Source organism: Micromonospora sp. NBC_00898, assembly GCF_045207895.1.
Classification (GTDB): Bacteria; Actinomycetota; Actinomycetes; order Mycobacteriales; family Micromonosporaceae; genus Micromonospora.
In genome coordinates this window covers 6818301-6840145 of the sequence record NZ_CP108775.1, presented here as the reverse complement: position 1 = coordinate 6840145, position 21845 = coordinate 6818301, and the positions used below count along the sequence as shown (strand labels likewise).

The following is a 21845-nucleotide window of genomic DNA, read 5'->3' as shown; positions in this document are numbered from 1 at the left end:
GAACGGTCACTGTCCGCGACGAACGGGCGGGTAACGGGCCACCCGTCCGGCGACGCGAGCTATGACATCAGCGGACGGAAAGGGACAGAACGAAAGGCCAATTCGGCGCTTCGGCTTGTGACTGGAGTGGCAGTTGGCTAACGTGACCACGGTTGTCATCAGGTCCACGGACGGGTGACGACGCGGCAAGCCGACGTTCACCCGAGCTTCACGGGCGCCGGCCGGCCGCATCGGAACCCCGACAACGGAGGGTGTGCGTGCGCCAGCGCCTGTCGTCTGAGCCCGATAGATATCGCGGCCGTCGCCGCGTACCCACCCCCCCACGGAGCCGCTACGCCGCGGTCGTCACCACCGCCTTCGTCGGGGCCGGCCTCGTCGCGCTCGGCGCGAACGCCCTCCCGGACGCCAAGAGCGTCAGCCCGTCGGTCCTCGACGAGCTCAAGCAGGCCTCGATCACCAGCCAGGACGCCGCGGCCCGCGCCGACGCCGCCGACCGCGCCACCCGGGACAGCCGGGTCGCGAAGGACGGGGCCGAGCAGGACGTCTGGCTGCTCCCCCTGCAGGGCTACGACTTCAAGTCGCCCTACGGCATGCGCTGGGGCAAGCTGCACAGCGGCATCGACCTGGTCGCCCCGGAGGGCACCCCGTACGTCGCGATCCACGCCGGCACCGTCACCAAGGCCGGCTGGTTCGGCGGCTACGGCTACGCGGTGATCGTCCAGCACCCGGACGGCAGCGAGGCGATCTACGGCCACTCCTCCGCGGTGAGCGTCCAGGAGGGCCAGCAGGTCAAGGCCGGCGACCAGCTCGGCCTGGTCGGCAACACCGGACACTCCTATGGCTCACACCTGCACCTGGAGATCCATGTCAACGGGCAGCCGCTGGACCCGGTGCCGTGGCTCGAGGCCCGCGGAGTGGACATCAAGCTGCAAGTCGAGGCAATCTACAGCGAGGTAGCCGCGCCCTGACGCTGGGTACCGCCCGTTCACCGCCCGGATCATGCGATCCGGGCGGTTTTCGTTGCGGTGAAGTCTGCCGGGTCACAGTCGCAACTGTGAGCGGGGACACAGTACCGCATGATCATTTTCCAGGGCAAAACGGCTGCCCAGGGCGAAACCGGGCGGGAGTCGTCATCAACCCCGGGCCTCCCTCCGGAGCCACTACCCGGCACCGACCGGGCCGACACCAGTATTTCGAGGTCAAGTGCCCCTCGACTGTGAAGGTCCGCCGTGCAGGAAGACAGCTCCGTCCAGAACGAGAACACCCAGGACATCCCCCGGCACCGGGCGCCCAAGCGTGCGGGTCGACGCACCACATACTTCGTGGTCGGCGCGGTCGCGCTGATCGGCCTCGGCCTCGGCGGCGTCTCCGTCGCCACCACCGACCACGGCACACCGACCCCCGCCGCCGTCGACTTCGACGCCCAGGCCCGCGCTGAGGCCGCCGCCCGCGCCGACCGCTCCGCCCGCGAGTCGACCGCCCCGGTCACCCCGCCCGCGACCCCGGCCAGCCCGACGCCGAGCCCCTCGACGGCCAGCCCGACGCCGACGAGGAAGGCGGTCACCGCCAAGCCGAAGCCGAAGGCCAAGCCGAAGCCCACCTGGGTCATCCCGATGAAGGGCGCCGAGATCACCTCCTGTTACGGGCAGCGGTGGGGCACGCTGCACGCCGGCATCGACTTCGCGATGCCCGCGGGCACCCCGATCCACGCCGCCGCCGCCGGCACCGTGGTCAAGGCCGGCGACGTCGGCGACGGGTACGGCAACTCCGTCTTCATCGACCACGGCAACGGCTACCTGACCCACTACGCCCACCAGAGCCGGATCGCGGTCAGCGTGGGCGAGAAGGTCAGCGCCGGCGAGGTGATCGGCTACGAGGGCGCCACCGGCGACGCCACCGGCCCGCACCTGCACTTCGAGGTGCACAAGGGCGCGATGTGGAACCAGATCGACCCGGCGCCGTTCCTGCGCGCCCGGGGCATCGACGTGGCCTGCTGACCGATTGTAGGGTCTCAGTAGATCTTTCGGTTTCTCATCAATCTGTCGGTGTACTTGTCGGTTCCGACAGATCGATGAGACGCGGCAGGGCGGCTCTGTCTCATGGAATTTGTCGCCGCCGAGGTTATGCGTCGATTTCGCCCTCAAGGTTGAGGTCGAACGGTCGAGCTTGCCCTGGCTCGACGTGGGCGACTGTCGGCATCTGGATCAGGCCGTGGTGGGTCCGGGAAAGGCATGGGCGTTGCGAGCGCACCAGTCGGCGAAGGTCCGCGGCTCGCGTCCCAGGAGGCGTCGTACGGTGTCGCTGCGTACTCCGGTGGTGTCCGCGCGCATAAGCGTGAGCCCTTCGATGAGGGCGTCGGCGAGACGCCTTTGGCGCTCCGTTGGGGTAGCGGAAGCGGACCGCCTCGGCGGGCGTGGCCACCGTCCGGACTTCGATGTCACGACCGATGGCCTTGGCCAGGATCTGGACCTGCTCCGCGACGGTGAACGTCTCGCCGCCGGTCAGCAGGTACTCCCTGCCTTCATGGCCGTCCTCGGTGAGCGTGAGGGCGGCGACGGCGGCGATGTACGCGGGATCGATGGGTGCGGCGCGGCCGGGGCCGATCGGGTCGAGGACGTAGCCGGCCTCGCGGAGAGTGGGCAGCCAGTCGAAGGCGTTGGTCATGAAGCCGCAGGGCCGCAGGAACGTCGCGGGTATGCCGCTGGCGCGGATCAGCTGTTCGCGTTGATGGTGCCAGCGTCCCATCGCGGGGATCGGGTCGCCGATGACGACGTACGAGGACAGGTAGACGAAGTCGATGAATTTCGATGTACCCGTACCACGATCGCTGGATGGTCAGCCGGATGGATGCCTCGCCGGCCACGGGACATTGAGCGGACCGCGGACAACATCACCAAGAACGCGATAGTGCCGCATTAGGTGCGGCGGAACCGGCATATGAGCAGATGCTGCGGGAGGTGAGCCGGCGGGTAACTGGTGTACTACTGCGGTCTGACGAGGCCCAGGGAATAGCAATCCAGGACTGTTCGCCCGGCTCAGCCGGCTGCAGTTGGGTGAAGCGGGACGCCGCGCCCTTCATGACCTGCGGGAACTGCGGCACTGGGCGGCCCGGGGTTTGCGGCTGCTGGACACCGAGGAGGCTCGCCAGTTGCTATGGCGACAGCATCAGACGGGGCCGGGTGGGGGGCTCTGACCGGCGGGGCGCCGCCGGCCAGAGCCCGGCCAGTGCCGTGCCGGAGTGGCGCCGGTCAGGCCGCCGTGGGCCTCTCAGCCCATCTTGTCGGACATCTTGCGGTAGAAGTCCCGGATGTGGTTCTCGACCCGCGCGGCTGCCTTTTCGCCGTCGCCGTCCACGACCGCCTCGTACACCGCGTGGTGATCGCGACGTAGCACGGCCGCCGTCGTGTCCCAGTCGTCGAGCTTGCCGAAGGCGCGCAGCAGGTCGTGCCCCAGCGCGTTGCGCAGCGCGGTAGTCAGATCGGTGATCAGCCGGTTGCCTGCCGCCTCGGCCATCACCACATGGAATTCGGTGTCGAGGTCATTGAACTCCTCCCGCGGCAGGCTCGGGTCGTCCATCCGGTCGAGGAGTTCACGCATCCGTGCGAGATGTTCCGGCGTGGCGTGCGCGGCCGCGAGGCGCGCGCTGCCGCGTTCCATGGTGATCCGGGCCTCGACCACATCCTCGAGGGGAAAGTTCGACAACGCGACGTGTACGCGCAGCAGCCGGGTCAGGCCCGTGCTCGGCATCCCGGCGATGATGTTGCCCGATTCCGGCCCGGTACCGACCTGCGGCCGCCGCAGCACGCCCTGCGCCTCGAGCACCCGCAGCGCCTCCCGGACGGCGGCACGGCTGACGCCGAGCAGCGCGGCGAGCTCTCGCTCCGGTGGTAGCCGGTCTCCGACTGTCAGGCGACCGGCCTGAATCTGCTCCTCAATCTGGTCGAGGACCAGCTCATAGGTGCGCGAGCGGGAAAGCGGCTGCCAATCGGCAGCTGCGGTCATGTTGGCCTCCAACGGCGAAAAACGCGTGCCACTACCTCTAGACAGAGCGGTCACTCGATACTACCGTCCTGGCACATCAGGGTCTTGGTCAGACCAATACTCCAACAGACCGATCCTTGGTCACCGCATAACCGGCCTGGCCAGCCGGCGCGGGGTGACCCGATACACGGATCCGTGCCCCTCAGGGAGAACTCGTGTACGAACCCGATCTCGCGCCACTCGCCGGTAGCCTGCCGCTGTCGGCGCTGGTGGCACTGGTACCGCTGGCAGCAATCTTCTTCATGCTCGGCGTGCTGCGAACCAAGGCACACTGGGCCGCCCTCGCAGCGGTCGCCGTGGCGACCGGGGTCGCAGTCGGCGTCTACCACATGCCCGCGAAGCTGGCGCTGCTGTCGGCGTCTGAGGGCGCCGTCTTCGGCCTGTTCCCGATCATGTGGATCGTCTTCACCGCGATCTGGGTCTACCAACTCACCGTGGTAAGCGGACGCTTCGAGGATCTGCGCCGGGCCTTCCAGCTCATCAGCGACGACCCGCGCATCCAGGCGATCATCATCGCCTTCTGCTTCGGGGGCCTGCTCGAGGCGCTCGCCGGCTTCGGAGCGCCGGTGGCGATCACCGGCGTCATGCTGTTGGCGCTCGGCTTCGGCCCGCTCCGGGCCGCCACGACCGTGCTCGTCGCGAACACCGCCCCGGTCGCGTTCGGTGCCATCGCGATTCCGATCATCACGGCCGGCACTCTCACCAAGATTCCGTACGAGGAGATCGGCGCCTACGTCGGACGACAGAGCCCGGTGCTGGCGCTGATCGTGCCACTGCTGCTGGTGTTCCTCGTCGACGGCCGCCGCGGCGTACGCCAGACCTGGCCCGCGGCCCTCGTCTGCGGCGGCTCGTTCGGGGCGGCCCAGTTCGCCAGCGCCAACTTCATCTCCGTCGAGTTGACCGACATCGTCGCCTCACTGGCCGCCCTCGTCGTGACCGTGGCGTTCCTGCAGATATGGCGGCCACGCGGCGGCGCCGAGGCGCTCGCGACGCTGCGCGGCGAGCGCGGCGAAGATCCGACGGACGGGACCAGCCCGGCCGGTGGCGGCTCGCGCGGCAGCGTAGCCACCGTCGGCCAGCGGACGGCCGCGAGGGTCGAGATCACCACTGGTCGCGTCGTGATGGCGCTGATGCCGTACCTCGTCATCATCGCGGTCTTCTCCGTGGCGAAGCTGTGGGAGCCGGCCAAGACGTTCCTGCTCGGCCAGGACGTAAAGATCGAGTGGCCCGGCCTGCACGGGCAGGTACTCACGGTGGCCGGCAAGGTGTCCAGTACCACGATCTACACCTTCCCGTGGCTGTCTTCTCCGGGCACCATGCTGCTGCTCGCGGGCATCCTCGTCACCATCATCTACCGCATCAGCCCGGTCGTGGCCGCCCGCGAGTTGGTCGCCATGGCGGTCAAGCTGCGCTGGGCGTTCCTCACCGTCGCCTCGGTGCTCGCGCTCGCGTACGTCATGAACCTGTCCGGACAGACCATCACGGTCGGCGCCTGGATCGCCGGTACCGGTGCCGCGTTCGCCTTCCTGTCACCGATCCTCGGCTGGCTGGGCACAGCGGTGACCGGGTCGGACACCTCGGCCAACGCCCTGTTCGCCACCATGCAGCAGACCGCGGCGGCCAAGGCCGGACTCGACCCCACGCTGATGGTCGCCGCCAACACCTCCGGCGGCGTGGTCGGCAAGATGATCAGCCCGCAGAACCTGACGATCGCGGTGACCGCGGTCGGTCAGCTCGGCAAGGAGCACGTGCTGTTCCGGAAGGTGATCCGGTGGAGCCTGCTCATGCTCCTCGGGCTGTGCCTGCTGGTCTTCCTCCAGTCGAACGTCCTGGCCTGGATGCTGCCCTGACCTCGATAGGCCGGTGGGCGCCGGCGACGCCGGCGCCCACCGGAGAGGAGTGAACATGCTCGGCCTGAAACGTCAACCGTGCGCGACCGTCGGCGTCGTACGCTCCCGCCACGTGGGTGCGGACGTCCGGGCGCACTCCCGCGAGACCACTCCCCGCTCGCACACCTGCGAGACCACCCCCGGCTCGCGGCCCAGCCGCGGTGAGCCCCGGTGACCGGCTTCCACGGCACCAACGCCGGTTTCCGGATCGATGCCGAGACCGTGCGCTCGGTCGAGTTCGAACGGATCGGCCGCGGGTACCGCGCCGAGGATGTCGACGCGTTCCTGCACGCGGTGGCGGCCGCCCTCGCCGAAGCCGACACCGAGCGCGCTGCGTTGCGGGCCGAGCTGTATCGGCTGCGCAACTGGTACCGCCACCATGGGGTACGGGTGGATCCGCCGGACCCGCCCGCCGGGGCGATCGAGCCCCCACCGGCACATGCCTGGCAGGCGCGGGCCATGGCCGACCAGGCGGCGTGGGACTACGCTGCGTCGGCCGGCGCCGCGCAATACATCGACCCCGGCGACCCGGTGCGCCTCGCCGAATGGAGCCGGGCATACGGCCGCGCCATCGAGACCCATCTGCGGGCGGTGACGGAGGCCTTCGCCTTCGAGGCCGCGCGGCTCGCCGGGGCCCCGGTCCGTACCGTACGGTCCGACGAGCTACCCCGCCCCGCCCGACCGGCGCACGAGCGGGTGGAGCCGGCACCCGACGCCCAGGGCCCGTGGGTCCCATGACCGTCCACCTCATAGAAAGCCCCGGGAGCACCATGCGTATCGGACTTTTCGTCACCTGCGTCAACGACCTGCTGTTCCCCGAGACTGGCAAGGCGGTGGTGCGGGTACTGGAGCGGCTCGGGCACCGGGTGGAGTTCCCCGCCGCACAGACCTGCTGCGGGCAGATGCACGCCAACTCCGGCTATCGCGACGAGGCGATGCCACTGGTGCACCGGTTCATCGAGACATTCCGCGACTATGACGCGGTGGTCGCGCCGAGCGGCTCATGCGTGGCGATGGTGCGCGACACCTACCCGCGCCTGGTACCGGAGTCGGCCGACGTGGCGCGGCGCACCTACGAGCTGTCCGAGCTGCTGGTCGACGTGCTAGGAGTGGTCGACGTCGGCGCCCGGTTCCCGCACCGGGTGACCTACCACCCGACCTGCCACGGGCTGCGCATGCTGCGCCTCGGCGCCCGCCCCGTCATGCTGCTGGCCGCGGTGCGCGACCTCGAGCTGGTCGCGTTGCCCGGCGTCGAGGAGTGCTGCGGCTTCGGCGGCACGTTCGCGCTGAAGAACACGGCCGTCTCTACGGCGATGCTGGCGGACAAGTGCGCCGCGATCCGCGCCACCGGGGCCGAATACGTGCTGGCCGCCGACAACTCCTGCCTGACGCACATCGGCGGCGGGCTGTCGAGGCAGGGCGCTCCGGTCCGGGCACTGCACTACGCCGAAATCCTCGCTGGAGGTGACGAATGAAGCCGGGCGGAAACCCCCTGGTCGGCGAACGGTCATTCCCGGACGCCGCGGCGCGCGAGCTGCGCAACGAGCAGCTGAGGACAAACCTACGCCGGGCCACGCACACAATCCGCGACAAGCGGGCCCGGGTCGTCAACGAGGTGCCCGACTGGGAGGAACTGCGCGCCGCAGGCAGCGCCATCAAGACCGACGTGCTCGCGCGCCTGCCCGAGCTGCTCGAACGATTCGAGGCGGCCGCGACCGCCGCGGGCGCGCACGTGCACTGGGCCCGGGACGCCACCGAGGCGTGCGAGATCGTCACCCGGCTGGTTCACGAGGCGGGCGGCGAGGAGGTCGTCAAGGTCAAGTCAATGGCGACGCAGGAGATCGGGCTGAACGAAGCCCTCGACCGAGCCGGGATCACCGCCATCGAGACCGACCTGGCCGAACTGATCGTCCAACTGGCCGACGACACCCCGTCGCACATCCTGGTACCCGCCATCCACTACAACCGGCACGAGATCCGCGACCTCTTCCGGAGCCGGATGGCCGGCGCGGACGCCGACCTGACCGACGAGCCCGCCGCCCTGGCAGAAGCGGCCCGCCGGTACCTGCGGGCCAAGTTCCTCGCGGCGAGGGTGGCCGTCTCCGGCGCGAACTTCGCCGTGGCCGAGACAGGCACGCTCGTGGTGGTGGAATCGGAAGGCAACGGGCGGATGTGCCTGACCCTGCCCGAGACACTCATCTCGGTGGTGGGCATCGAGAAGCTGGTACCCACCTTTGCCGACCTCGAGGTGTTCCTGCAACTACTGCCCCGCTCGTCGACGGGGGAACGGATGAACCCCTACACCTCGATGTGGACCGGGATCACGCCGGGAGACGGGCCGCAGACGGTGCACGTGGTCCTGCTGGACAACGGGCGCACGGCAACGCTGGCCGACCGGACCGGCAGACAGGCCCTGCACTGCATCCGCTGCTCGGCCTGCCTCAACGTGTGCCCGGTCTACGAGCGGGCCGGCGGGCACGCGTACGGGTCGGTCTACCCCGGCCCCATCGGAGCGATCCTGTCACCGCAGTTGACCGGCGTGGCCGCCAACCGCAGCCTGCCGTTCGCCTCGACCCTCTGCGGCGCCTGTTACGACGTCTGCCCGGTGCGAATCAACATCCCAGAGGTCCTCGTCCACCTGCGACAGAGTGTGGTGGACGAGCAGCGCGACCGGCTCTCTGCGGAGCGGACGGCGATGCGCGCAGTGGGTTGGGTGATGTCCGACCGGCGCCGCTACGCCCACGCCCTGCGTGCCGCCCGCGCCGGGGCTGCACCACTCGCCGCGGTGCTTCGCCGCCGGCGAGTGCGGCGGTTGCCCTGGCCGATGTCGGCGTGGACAACCGCGCGCGACGCGCCGCTGCCCGCCGGCGAATCGTTCCGTGACTGGTGGGCCCGCAGCAGAGGGGAGTCATGATGGACGCGCGTACTGCGATCCTCGAACGGATCCGCGCCGCGCTGGGCAACGAGGTGGCGACGGTGCATGTACCCCGGGAATATCTGCGCACAGCCCGGTGCGCCGACCCGGTTACGGTCTTCGTTGACCGGCTCGTCGACTACCGGGCCACCGTGCGCCACTGCGACCAGGACGCGCTGGCTGACGCGCTCGGCACCGTCCTCGCTGACAGCCCCACCCTGGTCGTGCCGCCCGACGTGCCCGATGCCTGGCTACAGTCGTATGCGGGCATGGTGTGCCGCGACGGCGACCCGGCGCCACTCAGCCTCGCTGAACTCAACGCCGCGTCGGCCGTGCTCACCGGATGTACGGTCGCGGTCGCCACCACCGGCACGATCGTGCTCGACGCCGGGGCGACACAGGGGCGGCGGGCGCTGACCCTGGTCCCGGACCGCCACGTCTGCGTGGTGCGCGTGGACCAGATCGTCCCCAGCGTGCCCGAGGCGGTCGCCAGGCTCCACCCGGGGTCACCATTGACCTGGATCTCCGGTCCGTCGGCGACCAGTGACATCGAGTTGAATCGGGTCGAAGGCGTGCACGGCCCGCGACGGCTGGAGGTCGTACTGGTGCGGTGACTCCGACGGGACGGGCGGCCGCCGCTGCGCGAAGAGGCCGCGGAGCCGGTTGAATCGGTGAACTCGCGCGGTCCGTCAGCTCCCCCGGCGCCGGCACGGGACGCCCCGCCGCAAGGCCGCGTCGACCGCGGCCGCTCCTGACCTCGCCCAGCGGCAGTTCACCGCCGCCGCACCGAAGCGGTTTGCTGAGTCCTGAAGCAGTGCAACCAGATCCTCGGAGGTCGGACGCGCGGCGTCGACAGTTAGCCCGGGTGTTTCACGAGTGGTGATCCACATGGCGGGTGGGGAAAGCGAAAGTGCCTTCTGATCTGGGATGATGAGGCTTGTCGAAGGTCTCACACCATCGGATCGGAAGGCACTTTCCGCGTGCAGACGACCCGGTCGCGTCCGAAGCTCACGGTCAGCACCGACGGCGCCCGGGTGGTCGCCCACGCCGGTACCCGGCTGCTGGCCGACGTGGCCGACACCACCGGTCTGACCGGCGCGTTCAGTGACGCCCTCGCCGGAGAGGCAAGCAGCCCCGAAGCAGAAGCGACGGCGCGGCGAGCGGCTGCCCGCAGGCGAAGGCCGGGGAGAGACGACGGGGGACCCGGAAAGGGCCGGCTAATCCGGGGCCGCCGGACCTGGTCCGTCTTCGAGCTGGTACTGACCGTGGGTTAGTTCGGTTAAGGCGGTTGATGATGTACTCGACGGCATGGCGTTACTGGTAAAGGCGGGGGTCGAAGGCTGGTGGCCCGCCGCCCTTGGATCCCTTGGCCGGCGGTGGGCCTCCTGGTCAGCCTTGCTCGGGATCGTCGCGGCGATTCCGCGTCGGTGCAGGTAGGCCCGGTTCGCTTCCGACGTGTACGCCTTGTCGGCCAGCACCCGGTCCCGTCGGGTCCTCAGGCGGCCGGTGGTCAAGCGTGGGACGCGGATGGCGGCCAGGACCGGGACGAACTGTGGGCGATCGCCGCGTTGCCCGGCGGTGAGCACGACCGCGAGGGGTTTCTGTCCCTGCTCGCAGCCGAGGTGCAGCTTCGTGGTCAACCCGCTTCGGGAGCGGCTGAGCGCGTGATCGGCCGGCTCGTGCCGGACGCCGCCGGGTGGCTCGGCCTGCAGATTCCCCTTTTCCGCGCCCCGGCCGCGTGCTGGTGGGCGCGGGCGCTGGTCGAGTCCACGGACACGTCCCAGGTGATCCTGCCGGCCGCGCCAGCGGGCCGATAACAGGGCGACCGTCTGACGGTGATCGGCCGCCGTGTGGGGCGCGCTCATCAAGTGGGCCCCGCAGCGCGCTGCGGTAACGCTGCCGCTAACCCCAAACGCCACGATCACGGTCAGGCAGTGCGCCTGCCATCAAGGTCATCAAGAAAACGACAGATCGGTGAGAAAAACCTGCCGACAAACCAGTGAGAACCAGCGCACATCTCCAGGCCAACGCGCTGAGCACCGACATCTCTGCGGGGAACCTACACGGTCGCGCACGAGGAAGGGCCCGGTCCGGCGGTGTCGCCGGACCGGGCCCTCGTCGTTCAGAGCTTGTCGATCGGGGCGTGCCGGAGCACCAGCCACATGGTCTGGTCGCCGAAGTCGATCTGCGCCCGGGCACCCGGGCCGTGCCCCTCCACGGCGAGCACCCGGCCCAGCCCGTAGCGCTGGTGGTTGACCCGGTCGCCGGCCGCCACCTTCGGCCCCTGGGGCAGCTCGCTGGCGGTGGCCAGCCGGCTGCCGTCCACGCCGAGCCGCTTCGCCAGTTGCGCCGCCTTCGGGGTGCCGCCGGTGAAGCCGCCGCGCCCGCCGGGCGCGCGGTCCGCCCGGCCGCCGACGCCGCCGCCCCCGCCGGCCCACGAGGTGTACGACCCCTCGGTGCGCTCCCAGCGGACCAGATCCGGCGGCAGCTCCTCCAGGAACCGCGACGGCGGGTTGTAGGCCGGCTGCCCCCAGGCCGAGCGGGTGACCGACCGGGACAGGTAGAGGCGCTGCCGGGCCCGGGTGATGCCCACGTACGCGAGCCGGCGCTCCTCCTCCAGCTCGCGGGTGTCGCCGAGCGAGCGCAGGTGCGGGAAGACGCCGTCCTCCAGGCCGGTCAGGAAGACCACCGGGAACTCCAGGCCCTTGGCGGTGTGCAGGGTCATGAGGGTGACCACGCCCTGGTGGTCGGGGTCGTCGGAGGGGATCTGATCGGCATCGGCGACGAGCGCGACCTGCTCCAGGAAGCCGGCCAGGGTGGCCCGCTCGCCCTCCTCCCCCAGCGCCTCGATCCGCTCGGTGTACTCCCGGGCGACGCTGACCAGCTCCTGGAGGTTGTCCACCCGGCCGGCGTCCTGCGGGTCGAGGCTCTCCTCCAGCTCGGTCAGGTAGCCCGAGCGGGTCAGCAGGGCCTCCAGCACCTCCTCCGGGGTGCCGGTCTCGGCCAGCTCCCGGGCACCGTCGAGCAGCGCGACGAACTCGGCGATGCCGTTGGCCGCCCGGGTGGAGATGCCCGGCGCGTCCTTGGCCCGGCGCAGCGCCGCCCCGAAGGAGATCCGATCCCGGCTGGACAGCGCCTCCACGCACGCCTCGGCCCGATCGCCGATGCCCCGGCGCGGGGTGTTGAGGATGCGGCGCAGGCTGACCGTGTCGTCGTCGTTGACCACCGCGCGCAGGTAGGCCAGCGCGTCGCGGACCTCCTTGCGCTCGTAGAAGCGCACCCCGCCGACCACCTTGTAGGGCAGGCCGATCCGGATGAACACCTCCTCGAAGACCCGGGACTGGGCGTTGGTGCGGTAGAAGACCGCGACGTCGCCGGGACGGGTCTCGCCGTCGTCGACGAGCCGGTCGATCTCCCGAGCCACCCAGTCCGCCTCGGCGTGCTCGGTGTCGGCGACGTACGCCACGATCTGCTCGCCGGCCCCGGCGTCGCTCCAGAGCCGCTTGGGCTTGCGGGAGGTGTTCCGGTCGATCACCGCGTTGGCGGCGTTGAGGATGGTCTGGGTGGAGCGGTAGTTCTGCTCCAGCAGGATCGTCCGGGCGTCGGTGAAGTCCCGCTCGAACTCCAGGATGTTGCGGATGGTCGCGCCCCGGAACGCGTAGATCGACTGGTCCGCGTCGCCGACCACGCAGAGCTCGGCCGGCTCGATCCCCTCGGTGCCGGAGACCAGCTCCTTGATCAGCACGTACTGGGCGTGGTTGGTGTCCTGGTATTCATCCACCAGGACGTGCCGGAACCGGCGCCGGTAGGTCTCCGCGACGTGCGGGTGCGACTGGAGCAGATGCACCGTCGTCATGATCAGGTCGTCGAAGTCCAGCGCGTGCGCCTCGCGCAGCCGCCGCTGGTAGAGCGTGTACGCCTCGGCGAGCGCCCGCTCGTTGGGCCCCTTGGCCCGGGCGGCGAACGCCTCCGGGTCAACCAGCTCGTTCTTCAGGTTGGAGACCTGGGCGGCGAGCCCGCGCGCCGGGTAGCGCTTCGGGTCGAGGTCGAGCTCCCGGGCCACCATCTGCATCAACCGGCGCGAGTCGTCCGCGTCGTAGATCGAGAAGGTCGACTTCAGCCCGGCGTGCTCGTGCTCGGCGCGCAGGATCCGGACGCAGGCGGAGTGGAACGTCGACACCCACATCAGCCGGGCCCGCGGGCCGACCAGGGCGGCCACCCGCTCCTTCATCTCGCCGGCGGCCTTGTTGGTGAAGGTGATCGCGATGATCTCGCCGGGGTGCACGTCCCGTGCGGCGAGCAGGTACGCGATCCGGTTGGTCAGCACCCGGGTCTTGCCGGAGCCGGCGCCGGCGACGATCAGCAGGGGCGAACCGGCATGGGTGACGGCGTCGCGCTGCGGACCGTTCAGCCCGGCGAGGAGGGCCTGCGGATCCAGCCGGGCAGCCGAGTCGCGGCGCGGCGACAGACCGGCCTTCATTCGGTCCGAAGCGCCGCCTAGCGGCGCGGAGGCCGAATTATGGCCGCCAGCCGCGCTGGAGTCGTCGCGGGACCCGGGCCGGTGCGGCGGGGTCGGCTCCGGCGCGGGCGGGGACGCGGGGATGTCGAAGAGAGGATGCATCGCACGGCGAGTCTATGCCGCCGGACGGACACTTCCCGCCCGCGCACGCCCCGACGAGACGAAGCCGTCACCCGGGTCGGAACCGCACCCCGTCCCACCTGTTGGCCGGAATCCTTGCGCGCCCCGGCCCGAGGTCGGCATACTCGACGGCGTGATCGGTCAGCGCTTCTACTTTTACTACGGCACCGGGAGTCCGGCAGCCGTAGGTCGCGCCTGATCAACAGACCTGCGAAAGCCCCGGGCTCGGAGAGCCCGGGGCTTTTTCGTCCCGGGATCCGGGCACCGGGCCCGACACCCGAGGGGTACGACGATGATGACTGACGTGGCGGAGCAGAGCGGCGGCCTGGCGAGGAACCACGACCGGGCCGACACGGGCCCGACGGCGGCCGCGACCGCCCGGACCGGCACCGGCGACTCGGCGGCCGCCGAGCGGATCGTGGCGATCCGGGAACGGATCGACGAGATCGACCGGACCATCATCGCGCTGTGGCAGGAGCGGGCCGCCCTCTCCCAGGAGGTGGGGGCCACCCGGCTCGCCTCCGGCGGCACCCGCCTGGTGCTCTCCCGGGAGCGGGAGATTCTGGAGCGGTTCCGCCAGGCGCTGGGCGCGGACGGGACGCAGCTCGCGCTGCTGCTGCTCCGCGCCGGCCGCGGCCCGCTGTGAGCAGGGCGCGATCAGGCCCGGATACGACGGACCGCCTGCCGGCGTCTCGCTGACGACGGCAGGCGGTCCGGGCGGATCACGCCTCGTGGGTGGCGACGATCGCCCGCTTCTCCGCGAAGTGGCAGGCGCTCGGGTGGTCCGAGCCCCGCCGGATCTCCAGCAGCGGCACCTGCTCGGCGCAGACGTCCTGCGCCTTCCAGCAGCGGGTGCGGAACCGGCAGCCCGAGGGCGGGCTCACCGGGGAGGGGACGTCACCGGTGAGCCGGATGATCGCCTTGTTGTCCCGCAGCGTCGGGTCCGGCACCGGCACCGCCGAGAGCAGCGCCTGGGTGTACGGGTGGGTCGGCCGCTCGTAGATCTCGTCCTCGGTGCCGACCTCCACCATCTTGCCCAGGTACATCACCGCGACCCGGTCGGAGAGGTGGCGCACGACCGACAGGTCGTGGGCGATGAAGACGTACGACAGGCCGAACTCGTTCTGGAGCTTCTCCAGCAGGTTCATCACCTGCGCCTGGATCGACACGTCCAGCGCCGAGACCGGCTCGTCGCAGACGATCACCTCGGGCCGCAGCGCCAGCGCCCGGGCGATGCCGATGCGCTGCCGCTGACCGCCGGAGAACTGGTGCGGGTACCGGTTGATGTGCTCCGGATTGAGGCCGACCAGGTCGAGCAGTTCCTTGACCTTGCCGCGACGGCTGCCCCTCGGGGCCACCTCGGGGTGGATCTCGAACGGCTCGCCGATCAGGTCACCGACCGTCATCCGGGGGTTGAGCGAGGTGTACGGGTCCTGCATCACCAGCTGGATCTGCCGGCGCAGCCGCCGCAGCGCCCCGCCGGAGAGCTTGGAGATGTCCTGCCCCTTGTAGAGCACGCTGCCGGAGGTCGGCTTCTCCAGGTTCATCAGGACCCGGGCCAGCGTCGACTTGCCGCAGCCGGACTCGCCCACCACGCCCAGCGTCTCGCCGGCCTTCAGCTCGAAGGAGACGCCGTCGACCGCCTTGACCTGACCGATGGTCTTCTTGAACACGACCCCGCGGCTGACGGGGTAGTGCTTGACCAGGTTACGGACCTCGATGATGTTCTCAGTCACGGTTCACGAGCTCCTCGGCGAAGTGGCAGGCGCTGGCCCGACCGCGGCCGATCTGCAGCAGCGGGGGCAGCTTCTCCCGGCACACCGGCTGCGCCATCGGGCAGCGCGGGTTGAACGGGCAGCCCGGCGGGATGTTCATCAGGTTCGGCGGCAGCCCCTTGATGGTGCGGAGCTCCTGCCCCTTCTCGTCCATCCGCGGGATCGAGTCGAGCAGCCCGAGGGTGTACGGGTGCGCCGGCTTGGCGTACAGGTCGTACACGTCGGCTTCCTCGACGATCCGGCCGGCGTACATGACCGCGATCCGGTCCGCGACGTCGGCGACGACGCCGAGGTCGTGGGTGATCAGGATCAGGCCCATCCGCCGCTCCCGCTGGAGCTCGCCGAGCAGGTCCATGATCTGGGCCTGCACGGTCACGTCCAGCGCGGTGGTCGGCTCGTCCGCGATCAGCACCTCCGGGTCGAGCGCCAGTGACATCGCGATCATCGCGCGCTGCCGCATACCGCCGGAGAACTGGTGCGGGTAGTTGCTGTACCGACCCTTGGCGTTCGGGATCTTCACCTGGTCGAGCATCTCGATCGCGCGCTTCTTGGCATCCGAGCGACCCATGCCGCGCCGGATGCGGAACTGCTCGGCGATCTGGAAGCCGACGGTGAAAACCGGGTTGAGGGCGGAGAGCGAGTCCTGGAAGATCATCGCTATGCCCTCGCCACGGATCCGACGCCGCTCCTCGGCGGACATCTTGAGCATGTCCTTGCCGTGGAAGCGGACCTGCCCACCGGTCACGAAGCCGGGCGGGGTGTCGAGGATGCCCATGATGGTCTGCGCGGTGACGCTCTTGCCGGAGCCGGACTCGCCGAGCACGGCGAGGGTCTCCCCCGCGTCGACGTGATACGTGACCCCGTTGATGACCCTGGCGACACCGTCCCGGGTGCGGAACTCGACCCGAAGGTCGTCCACCTCGAGCAGCCGGCCGGAAGGGCGGCCGGATCCGTAGGCGCCGGCAGCGGACTGCTCGGACACGAGAATGTCGGACAACTCAGTCTCCCCTATCGGAGCTTCGGGTCGAGGGCCTCGCGGACCGCCTCGCCGAGCATCACGAAGCTCAGCACGGCGGTGACGAGGAACGCGGCGGGGAAGAAGAGCAGGAAGGGCGAAACCCGGATGTAGTTCTGCGCTTCACTGATCATGATGCCCCAGGACACGACCGGGGTCTTCAGCCCGATGCCCAGGAAGGACAGGGTCGCCTCGGCGCCGATGAAGGAACCGACCATGATCGTGCCGTAGACCAGCAGCGGCGCCAGACAGTTCGGCAGCAGGTGCTTGAGGATGATCCGGCCGGTGCCCGCGCCGAGCGCCCGGGCCGCCACGATGTAGTCGGCCTCCTTGGTGGCGAGCACCGAGGAGCGCATCAGCCGCATCACGACCGGCCAGCTCAGCACGACCAGCGACATGATGACCAGACCCATGATCGTCCACTCGCCGTTGTCCGTGCCCGAGCCGTTGAAGGTGGTCAGGATGACGATCGAGCCGAGCACGAAGGGCAGGCCGAAGAAGATGTCCGCCACCCGGGAGAGGAGGGAATCCACCCAGCCGCCCCGGTAGCCGGCGATGATGCCCATCGTGCCACCGATCAGCATCGTGCCGATCACGGAGAGCAGGGCCACCACGATCGACGCACGGGCGCCGTAGATCACCCGGGCGTAGACGTCCCGGCCCTGCACGTCGTAGCCGAACCAGGCGTCCGCGGAGGGCTCGACCCGGCTGCGCTCCAGCGAGCCGTTCACCGCGTCGCTGGAGGTGAACAGCGACGGGAACGCGGCCATCACGATGAAGAGCACGATGAAGGCCGCCGAGATCCAGAACAGCGGCTTACGGCGCAGGTCGCGCCAGGCGTCGCCCATCAGGCCGCGGGGCTTCTGGTGCTTCCGGGCGCTCTCCGGCAGGCCGGCGTCGACGGGTGCACCGGAGCCGGCCTGGGTCGGCACGGTCGCCGACGGCGTGGAAACGATCGACGCGGTACTCGGGTCACTCATAGCGGATCCTCGGGTCCAGGGTGGCGTAGAGCAGGTCCACCAGCAGGTTCATCAGGAGGTAGACCAGCACCAGCACCACCACGATGCCGACAACGGTAGCGCTCTCCTTGGTCACGATGGAGCGCAGCACCTGGCGGCCGATGCCGTTGATGCCGAAGATGCCCTCGGTGACGATGGCGCCACCCATCAGGGCGCCCAGGTCGGTGCCGAGCAGGGTGACGACGGGGATCAGCGAGTTGCGCAGCAGGTGCACGCCCACCACCCGGCGCATGGGCAGGCCCTTCGCGATGGCGGTGCGCACGTAGTCGGCGCGCCGGTTCTCCGCGATGCTGGTGCGCGCCACCCGGGCGATGTACGCCATCGAGGCGCTACCGAGCACGAAGCCCGGCATGAGCAGCTCGGAGAAGCGCATCTCGTTGGAGACCGTGGGGTTGACGATGCCCCACTTGACGCCGACGAGCCACTGGAGCACGAAGCCGATGACGAAGACCGGCAGCGCGATCAGGAACAGGGTGGAGATCAGGACCAGGTTGTCCATGAAGCCATTGCGCCGAAGACCGGTCAGGATGCCCGCGCCGAGACCGATGACGGCCTCGATCGCGAGCGCGACCACCGCCAGCTTCAGGGTGTTCGGGTACGACGTCGCGATGATGTCGCTGATCTGGCGACCGCTGAACGTCACACCGAAGTCACCCTGGAAAAGGTTCTTCATGTAGCTGGCGTACTGCACCCAGATCGACTGGTCGAGATGGTACTTCTCGGTCATCATCGCCCGGAAGTTGTCCGGGCAACCACGGTCGCCGCATTTGCCGGCGAAGGGGTCGCCGGGCACCGACCAGACGAGCCAGTAGATCAGGAAGGTCGTTCCGATGAAGACCGGAACGAGTTGCAGCAGCCGTCTCAAGAGATAACGGCCCATGAGGTGGTCCTCCAGACAGGGGGCGCGTCGGGGCAGCCGACACGGTGGTGACAACGTGCGAGGGGTTTGTTGTACACCCCCTCGCGGAACGGCCCCGGGTCGGGCTCACCGGTAGGCGAGCCCGACCCGGGGTCAGACCGTTCGGCTCAGAGCTCGACCGAGGTGATGTCGAGTTCGCCGACGTTGGTCAGCTCCATCTTCTTGATCTTCTCCGAGCGGCCGGACTGCTCACCGCTGAAGTAGATCGGCATCGTCGGGACGTCCTGGTCGATGATCTTGACGGCCTCACCGAACTTCTTGTGCGCCTCGTCCAGGCTGGGGGCCGCAGAGGCCTCCTTGGCGAGGGCGTCAACCTGAGGGTTGCTGTACTTGCCGTCGTTCGAGGAGCCACCGGTCACGTAGAGCGGGTTGATCCAGTTCTCCACGTCCGGGTAGTCCTGCTGCCAACCGGCCCGGTAGGCGCCGGTCATCTTGTAGGCGTTGATGTTCGCCCGGAAGACCGCGAAGGTCGGGACGCCGACGGCGACGGCGTCGATGCCCAGGTTGGTCTTGATCTGCTGGGCGACGGCCTCCATCCACTCCTTGTGGCTGGCGTCCGCGTTGTACGACAGGGTCAGCTTGCCCTTGAAGCCACCGGCCTGGGTCAGGAGCTTCTTGGCCTCGTCCACGTTGAACTGGCAGGCGGTGCAGTTGCCCGGCTCGGCACCCGGGGTCAGCGGGTTGGCCCAGCTGTCGGCCGGCTTGCGGTTACCGAAGAAGATCTTGTCGGTGATCGCCTTCCGGTCGATGGACATCGAGATCGCCCGACGCAGGTCCTTGTTCTGGAACCGCGGGTCGTAGAGCGGGAAGGCGATGATGCCGGTCGACGGGATCGTCGTCTGGATCGCCCGGTCGCCCAGGTCGGTCTTCCACTTGTCACCGGCCAGCGAGGAGACCGGGACCTGCTGCTGGAAGTCCAGGTTGCCGGCGAGCAGGTCGTTGTAGGCCGCCGTGTCGTCCTGGTAGAGCTTGACGGTGACGTCCTTGATCTTCATCTTGTCGCGCAGGTTGTAGTCGTCGAAGCGGGTCAGCTTGATCTCGACGTCGTCCTGCCACGACACGAACTTGACCGGGCCGTTGCCGACCGGCTTCTTGCCGAACTCTTCCGGCTTCTGCGTGAAGAAGACGTCCGGCAGCGGCATGAAGGCGCTGTAGCCGAGCTTGGTCGGGAACACGGAGGTCGGCGCGTTCAGCGTGACCTCGAAGTTCCAGTCGTCGACGACCTTGAGGCCGGACATCTCCTTGGCCTTCGGCTCCGGGGCCTTCTTCGGGCCGTCCGGGCCGTCCGGGTCCTCGGTGTAGACGTCGCTGAAGCCCTGGATGTCGGAGAAGAAGCTGGCGTTCTGCGCGCCGCTCGGGCCGTACGCAGCCCAGTTCCAGGCCTTGACGAAGTTCTCAGCCTTGACGGTGGTGCCGTCGTGGAACTTGGTGTTCTGCTTGATCTTGATCTTGAAGACCTTGGAGTCGGTCGTGTCGATCGACTCGGCCAGCGCGTTCTGCGGCGCGCCACCGTTGTTCGGGTACTCGACCAGGCCGGTCCACAGCCAGTCGACGACCTTGCCGCCCTGGGTCTCGGTGGTGTTCGCCGGAACCAGGGGGTTCTCCGGCTGGCCGCCGTCGATGACGATCGCGCCGTCCTTGCTCGCGCCGGCGTCACCGCCGTTGCTGTCGCCGCTGGAGCAGCCGGACGCGACGAGCGCGAACGCCGCGCCCACCGCGAGGGCGCCGCTCGCCCGCTTCGAGACTCTCATACCGAGGGGCCTCCTCTTTCTAACCTGGTTCCGTCGTGGGTTTCACGCACGTATGGGGGGTGACGCCGCCGCCGACCCGAACCGCAGGTCGACGGTTAACCGCAGAGGAAATCGGGACACCCCAGGGGTACCGATCCGCCGGGCACCGCACCCTCGCCGGGTGACACCGAGCAGGGTCGCCGGCCACGTTCCGCGACAAGTTGCGGCGTCACGTGGTCGGCGGGCCCGACGAGGTGCCCCCACACCGGGGGTGAGGTGCTGCCACTGTGACACCCACCGGCCCATTCCGTGAAGGTGCCGTTATCAAGCCGTTAGTTGGCCGCCACGTTGCCGATACTTGAGAAAAGATCATGAAACACGTGAGTCGTACCACTCTGAACAGGAAAGACGTGTTCACAACGGGCGAGGACGACCCGTACGCTCGGTTCCTGTGAGCTTCCCTGCCTCCGCTCCGGCCCTGCCCGACGTCCGCCGGGCGCTGGCCGTATTTGCCCATCCGGATGATGTCGACTTCGGCTGTGCGGGCACCATCGCAGGCTGGGTGGAGGAGGGCATCGAGGTCGCGTACGTCATCGTCACCCGGGGTGACTCCGGCGGCTTCGACGACACGCCCCGCGAGGAGATGCCCCGGCTGCGCGAACGCGAGCAGCGGGCGGCCGCCGCCGCGGTCGGCGTACACCGGGTCGACTTCCTCGACGGCCACGCCGACGGGACGCTCACCCCCAGCCTCGACCTGCGCAGGCAGGTCGCCGCGGCGATCCGCCGGTTCCAGCCGGACCGGGTGCTCACCAGCTCCCCGCTGCGCCGCTGGGAGCACCTCGCCGGCCCCAGCCACCCGGACCACCTGGCGGTCGGCGAGGCCACCACCTGCGCGGTCTACCCGGACGCGCGCAACCCCTTCGCCTTCCCCGAGCTGCTGGCCGAAGGGCTGGAGCCGTGGGTGGTCCGGGAGATCTGGTACGCCGGCGGCCCGAGTCCGGACCACGCCGTGGACGTCACCGCGTACGTCGACCGGAAGGTCGCTTCCATGCGGGCCCACCGCTCGCAGACCGCGCACCTCGACGTGGCGACCTGGGTACGCGACCGGCTCACCACGGTGGCCGACAACGCCGGCCTGCCCGCCGGCCGGCTGGCCGAGGCGTTCACCGTGCTCCGCACCGAGTGACCGGAATCGGTCACCGGTCAGGTGCGGGTCCGCACGGTCACACCAGGCGGCGGTCCGCCGCCCACCGGGACAACTCGTACCGGTTGGACATCTGGAGCTTGCGGAGCACGTTCGACACGTGCGTCTCGACCGTCTTGATCGAGATGAACAGCTCCTTGGCGATCTCCTTGTACGCGTACCCCCGGGCCAGCAGGCGGAGCACCTCGCGCTCCCGGTTGGTGAGCTGATCCAGCTCCGGATCGGCCACCGGCGCGTCCGGCCGGGCCGCGAACGCGTCCAGCACGAACCCGGCCAGCCGCGGGCTGAACACCGCGTCGCCGTCGGCCACCCGCCGGATGGCGTCGGTCAGCTCATCCGGCGAGATGGTCTTCGTGACGTACCCCCGGGCGCCGGCCCGGATCAGGCCGATCACGTCCTCCGCCGCGTCGGACACGCTCAGCGCGAGGAACTTCACCTGCGGATGGGTACGCCGCATCGCGTCCAGCACCGCCCGGCCACCGCCGTCCGGCATGTGCACGTCGAGCAGCACCACGTCGGGCAGGGTGGCGGCGATCCGGGTGACCGCCTCGGTCACCGTGCTCGCCTCGCCCACCACCTCGACGTGGCCGCCCAGCTCGGCGCGTACGCCGGCCCGGAACATGGCGTGGTCGTCGACGAGGAACACCCGCAGCCGCCCGTCCCGGGGCTGCGCCCCCTCGACCGGTCCGTGCTCGGCCAT

At 69.6% G+C, this 21845-nt stretch carries 18 protein-coding genes and 2 pseudogenes; 10 read left to right on the top strand and 10 right to left on the bottom strand.

The annotated features are described in order from the left end of the window. Positions 1–257: 257 nt before the first annotated feature. Positions 258–968 carry a M23 family metallopeptidase gene (locus tag OG799_RS33275; RefSeq protein ID WP_406040934.1) on the top strand — a complete coding sequence of 237 codons (711 nt, stop codon included), beginning with the start codon at positions 258–260 and terminating at the stop codon, positions 966–968. Between the two features lie 261 nt (positions 969–1229). Next, complete coding sequence (locus tag OG799_RS33270) at positions 1230–1997, top strand: M23 family metallopeptidase (protein ID WP_406040932.1); 768 nt, start codon at positions 1230–1232, stop codon at positions 1995–1997. A 124-nt stretch (positions 1998–2121) separates the two neighbouring features. On the opposite strand, the gene OG799_RS33265 is transcribed toward OG799_RS33270, so the two are convergent. Together OG799_RS33265 and OG799_RS33260 are read right to left on the bottom strand one after the other, a co-directional pair. Next, the gene (locus OG799_RS33265; RefSeq protein WP_406040931.1) at positions 2122–2745 is read right to left on the bottom strand and encodes a hypothetical protein; all 624 of its coding nucleotides are present in this window, start codon (positions 2743–2745) and stop codon (positions 2122–2124) included. A 522-nt stretch (positions 2746–3267) separates the two neighbouring features. Then, complete coding sequence (locus OG799_RS33260) at positions 3268–4002, bottom strand: FadR/GntR family transcriptional regulator (protein ID WP_406040929.1); 735 nt, start codon at positions 4000–4002, stop codon at positions 3268–3270. A 194-nt stretch (positions 4003–4196) separates the two neighbouring features. On the opposite strand from OG799_RS33260, the gene OG799_RS33255 reads away from it, so the two are divergent. From OG799_RS33255 to OG799_RS33230, 6 genes and pseudogenes are all read left to right on the top strand, one after another. Next, positions 4197–5891, top strand: coding sequence for an L-lactate permease (locus OG799_RS33255; protein ID WP_406040927.1), 1695 nt, complete (start codon positions 4197–4199; stop codon positions 5889–5891). 210 nt (positions 5892–6101) lie between these two features. After that, positions 6102–6668: a DivIVA domain-containing protein gene (locus OG799_RS33250; protein ID WP_406040925.1), complete on the top strand. Its 567-nt coding sequence runs from the start codon at positions 6102–6104 to the stop codon at positions 6666–6668. A gap of 32 nt (positions 6669–6700) precedes the next feature. Beyond that, the gene (locus OG799_RS33245) at positions 6701–7405 is read left to right on the top strand and encodes a (Fe-S)-binding protein (protein WP_406040923.1); all 705 of its coding nucleotides are present in this window, start codon (positions 6701–6703) and stop codon (positions 7403–7405) included. Then, positions 7402–8844, top strand: a complete 1443-nt coding sequence (locus tag OG799_RS33240; RefSeq protein ID WP_406040921.1) for a LutB/LldF family L-lactate oxidation iron-sulfur protein — start codon at positions 7402–7404, stop codon at positions 8842–8844. Before OG799_RS33245 ends, OG799_RS33240 begins: the two co-directional genes overlap by 4 nt. After that, the gene (locus OG799_RS33235; protein WP_406040919.1) at positions 8844–9458 is read left to right on the top strand and encodes a lactate utilization protein C; all 615 of its coding nucleotides are present in this window, start codon (positions 8844–8846) and stop codon (positions 9456–9458) included. Before OG799_RS33240 ends, OG799_RS33235 begins: the two co-directional genes overlap by 1 nt. A gap of 342 nt (positions 9459–9800) precedes the next feature. After that, a pseudogene (locus OG799_RS33230) lies at positions 9801–10043 on the top strand (hypothetical protein); the annotation flags it as partial. A 118-nt stretch (positions 10044–10161) separates the two neighbouring features. On the opposite strand, the pseudogene OG799_RS33225 reads toward OG799_RS33230, so the two are convergent. Both OG799_RS33225 and pcrA read right to left on the bottom strand, forming a co-directional pair. Then, positions 10162–10645, bottom strand: a pseudogene (locus tag OG799_RS33225) (transposase); the annotation flags it as partial. A 321-nt stretch (positions 10646–10966) separates the two neighbouring features. Then, a complete protein-coding gene (pcrA, locus tag OG799_RS33220) occupies positions 10967–13465 on the bottom strand; it encodes a DNA helicase PcrA (RefSeq protein ID WP_406040917.1) in 2499 nt (832 codons plus the stop codon). Between the two features lie 310 nt (positions 13466–13775). Here pcrA and OG799_RS33215 point away from each other — a divergent pair, with 310 nt between their 5' ends. Then, the gene (locus tag OG799_RS33215) at positions 13776–14129 is read left to right on the top strand and encodes a chorismate mutase (RefSeq protein ID WP_406040915.1); all 354 of its coding nucleotides are present in this window, start codon (positions 13776–13778) and stop codon (positions 14127–14129) included. Between the two features lie 76 nt (positions 14130–14205). Here OG799_RS33215 and OG799_RS33210 read toward each other — a convergent pair whose 3' ends face one another. The 5 genes from OG799_RS33210 to OG799_RS33190 all read right to left on the bottom strand — a co-directional run bounded on the left by OG799_RS33210 (position 14206) and on the right by OG799_RS33190 (position 19962). Next, entirely contained in the window at positions 14206–15219 is a 1014-nt protein-coding gene (locus OG799_RS33210) for an ABC transporter ATP-binding protein (protein WP_406040913.1), read from the bottom strand. After that, a complete protein-coding gene (locus OG799_RS33205; RefSeq protein WP_406046480.1) occupies positions 15212–16240 on the bottom strand; it encodes an ABC transporter ATP-binding protein in 1029 nt (342 codons plus the stop codon). The genes OG799_RS33210 and OG799_RS33205 overlap by 8 nt, the downstream gene beginning before the upstream one ends. A 26-nt stretch (positions 16241–16266) precedes the next feature. Next, positions 16267–17253 carry an ABC transporter permease gene (locus tag OG799_RS33200; protein ID WP_406040911.1) on the bottom strand — a complete coding sequence of 329 codons (987 nt, stop codon included), beginning with the start codon at positions 17251–17253 and terminating at the stop codon, positions 16267–16269. Continuing rightward, on the bottom strand, positions 17246–18172 hold the full coding sequence (locus OG799_RS33195) for an ABC transporter permease (protein WP_406040909.1): 927 nt from the start codon (positions 18170–18172) through the stop codon (positions 17246–17248). Before OG799_RS33195 ends, OG799_RS33200 begins: the two co-directional genes overlap by 8 nt. Before the next feature lie 146 nt (positions 18173–18318). Next, entirely contained in the window at positions 18319–19962 is a 1644-nt protein-coding gene (locus OG799_RS33190) for an ABC transporter substrate-binding protein (RefSeq protein ID WP_406040907.1), read from the bottom strand. Positions 19963–20392: 430 nt separating this feature from the next. Here OG799_RS33190 and OG799_RS33185 point away from each other — a divergent pair, with 430 nt between their 5' ends. Next, positions 20393–21127 (top strand): PIG-L deacetylase family protein, encoded by a 735-nt coding sequence (locus OG799_RS33185; RefSeq protein ID WP_406040905.1) that lies wholly within the window; start codon positions 20393–20395, stop codon positions 21125–21127. Between the two features lie 37 nt (positions 21128–21164). Here OG799_RS33185 and OG799_RS33180 read toward each other — a convergent pair whose 3' ends face one another. Further along, a complete protein-coding gene (locus tag OG799_RS33180; RefSeq protein ID WP_406040903.1) occupies positions 21165–21845 on the bottom strand; it encodes a response regulator in 681 nt (226 codons plus the stop codon).

Excerpts from the sequence above, each read along its gene's own strand:
- OG799_RS33265 (WP_406040931.1), bottom strand. The coding sequence starts at position 2,745 with ATGGGACGCTGGCACCATCAACGCGAACAGCTGATCCGCGCCAGCGGC.
- OG799_RS33235 (WP_406040919.1), top strand. The coding sequence starts at position 8,844 with ATGGACGCGCGTACTGCGATCCTCGAACGGATCCGCGCCGCGCTGGGC.
- OG799_RS33240 (WP_406040921.1), top strand. The coding sequence starts at position 7,402 with ATGAAGCCGGGCGGAAACCCCCTGGTCGGCGAACGGTCATTCCCGGAC.
- OG799_RS33200 (WP_406040911.1), bottom strand. The coding sequence starts at position 17,253 with ATGAGTGACCCGAGTACCGCGTCGATCGTTTCCACGCCGTCGGCGACC.
- OG799_RS33245 (WP_406040923.1), top strand. The coding sequence starts at position 6,701 with ATGCGTATCGGACTTTTCGTCACCTGCGTCAACGACCTGCTGTTCCCC.
- OG799_RS33215 (WP_406040915.1), top strand. The coding sequence starts at position 13,776 with ATGATGACTGACGTGGCGGAGCAGAGCGGCGGCCTGGCGAGGAACCAC.
- OG799_RS33190 (WP_406040907.1), bottom strand. The coding sequence starts at position 19,962 with ATGAGAGTCTCGAAGCGGGCGAGCGGCGCCCTCGCGGTGGGCGCGGCG.
- OG799_RS33180 (WP_406040903.1), bottom strand. The coding sequence starts at position 21,845 with ATGGCCGAGCACGGACCGGTCGAGGGGGCGCAGCCCCGGGACGGGCGG.
- OG799_RS33195 (WP_406040909.1), bottom strand. The coding sequence starts at position 18,172 with ATGGGCCGTTATCTCTTGAGACGGCTGCTGCAACTCGTTCCGGTCTTC.
- OG799_RS33260 (WP_406040929.1), bottom strand. The coding sequence starts at position 4,002 with ATGACCGCAGCTGCCGATTGGCAGCCGCTTTCCCGCTCGCGCACCTAT.
- pcrA (WP_406040917.1), bottom strand. The coding sequence starts at position 13,465 with ATGCATCCTCTCTTCGACATCCCCGCGTCCCCGCCCGCGCCGGAGCCG.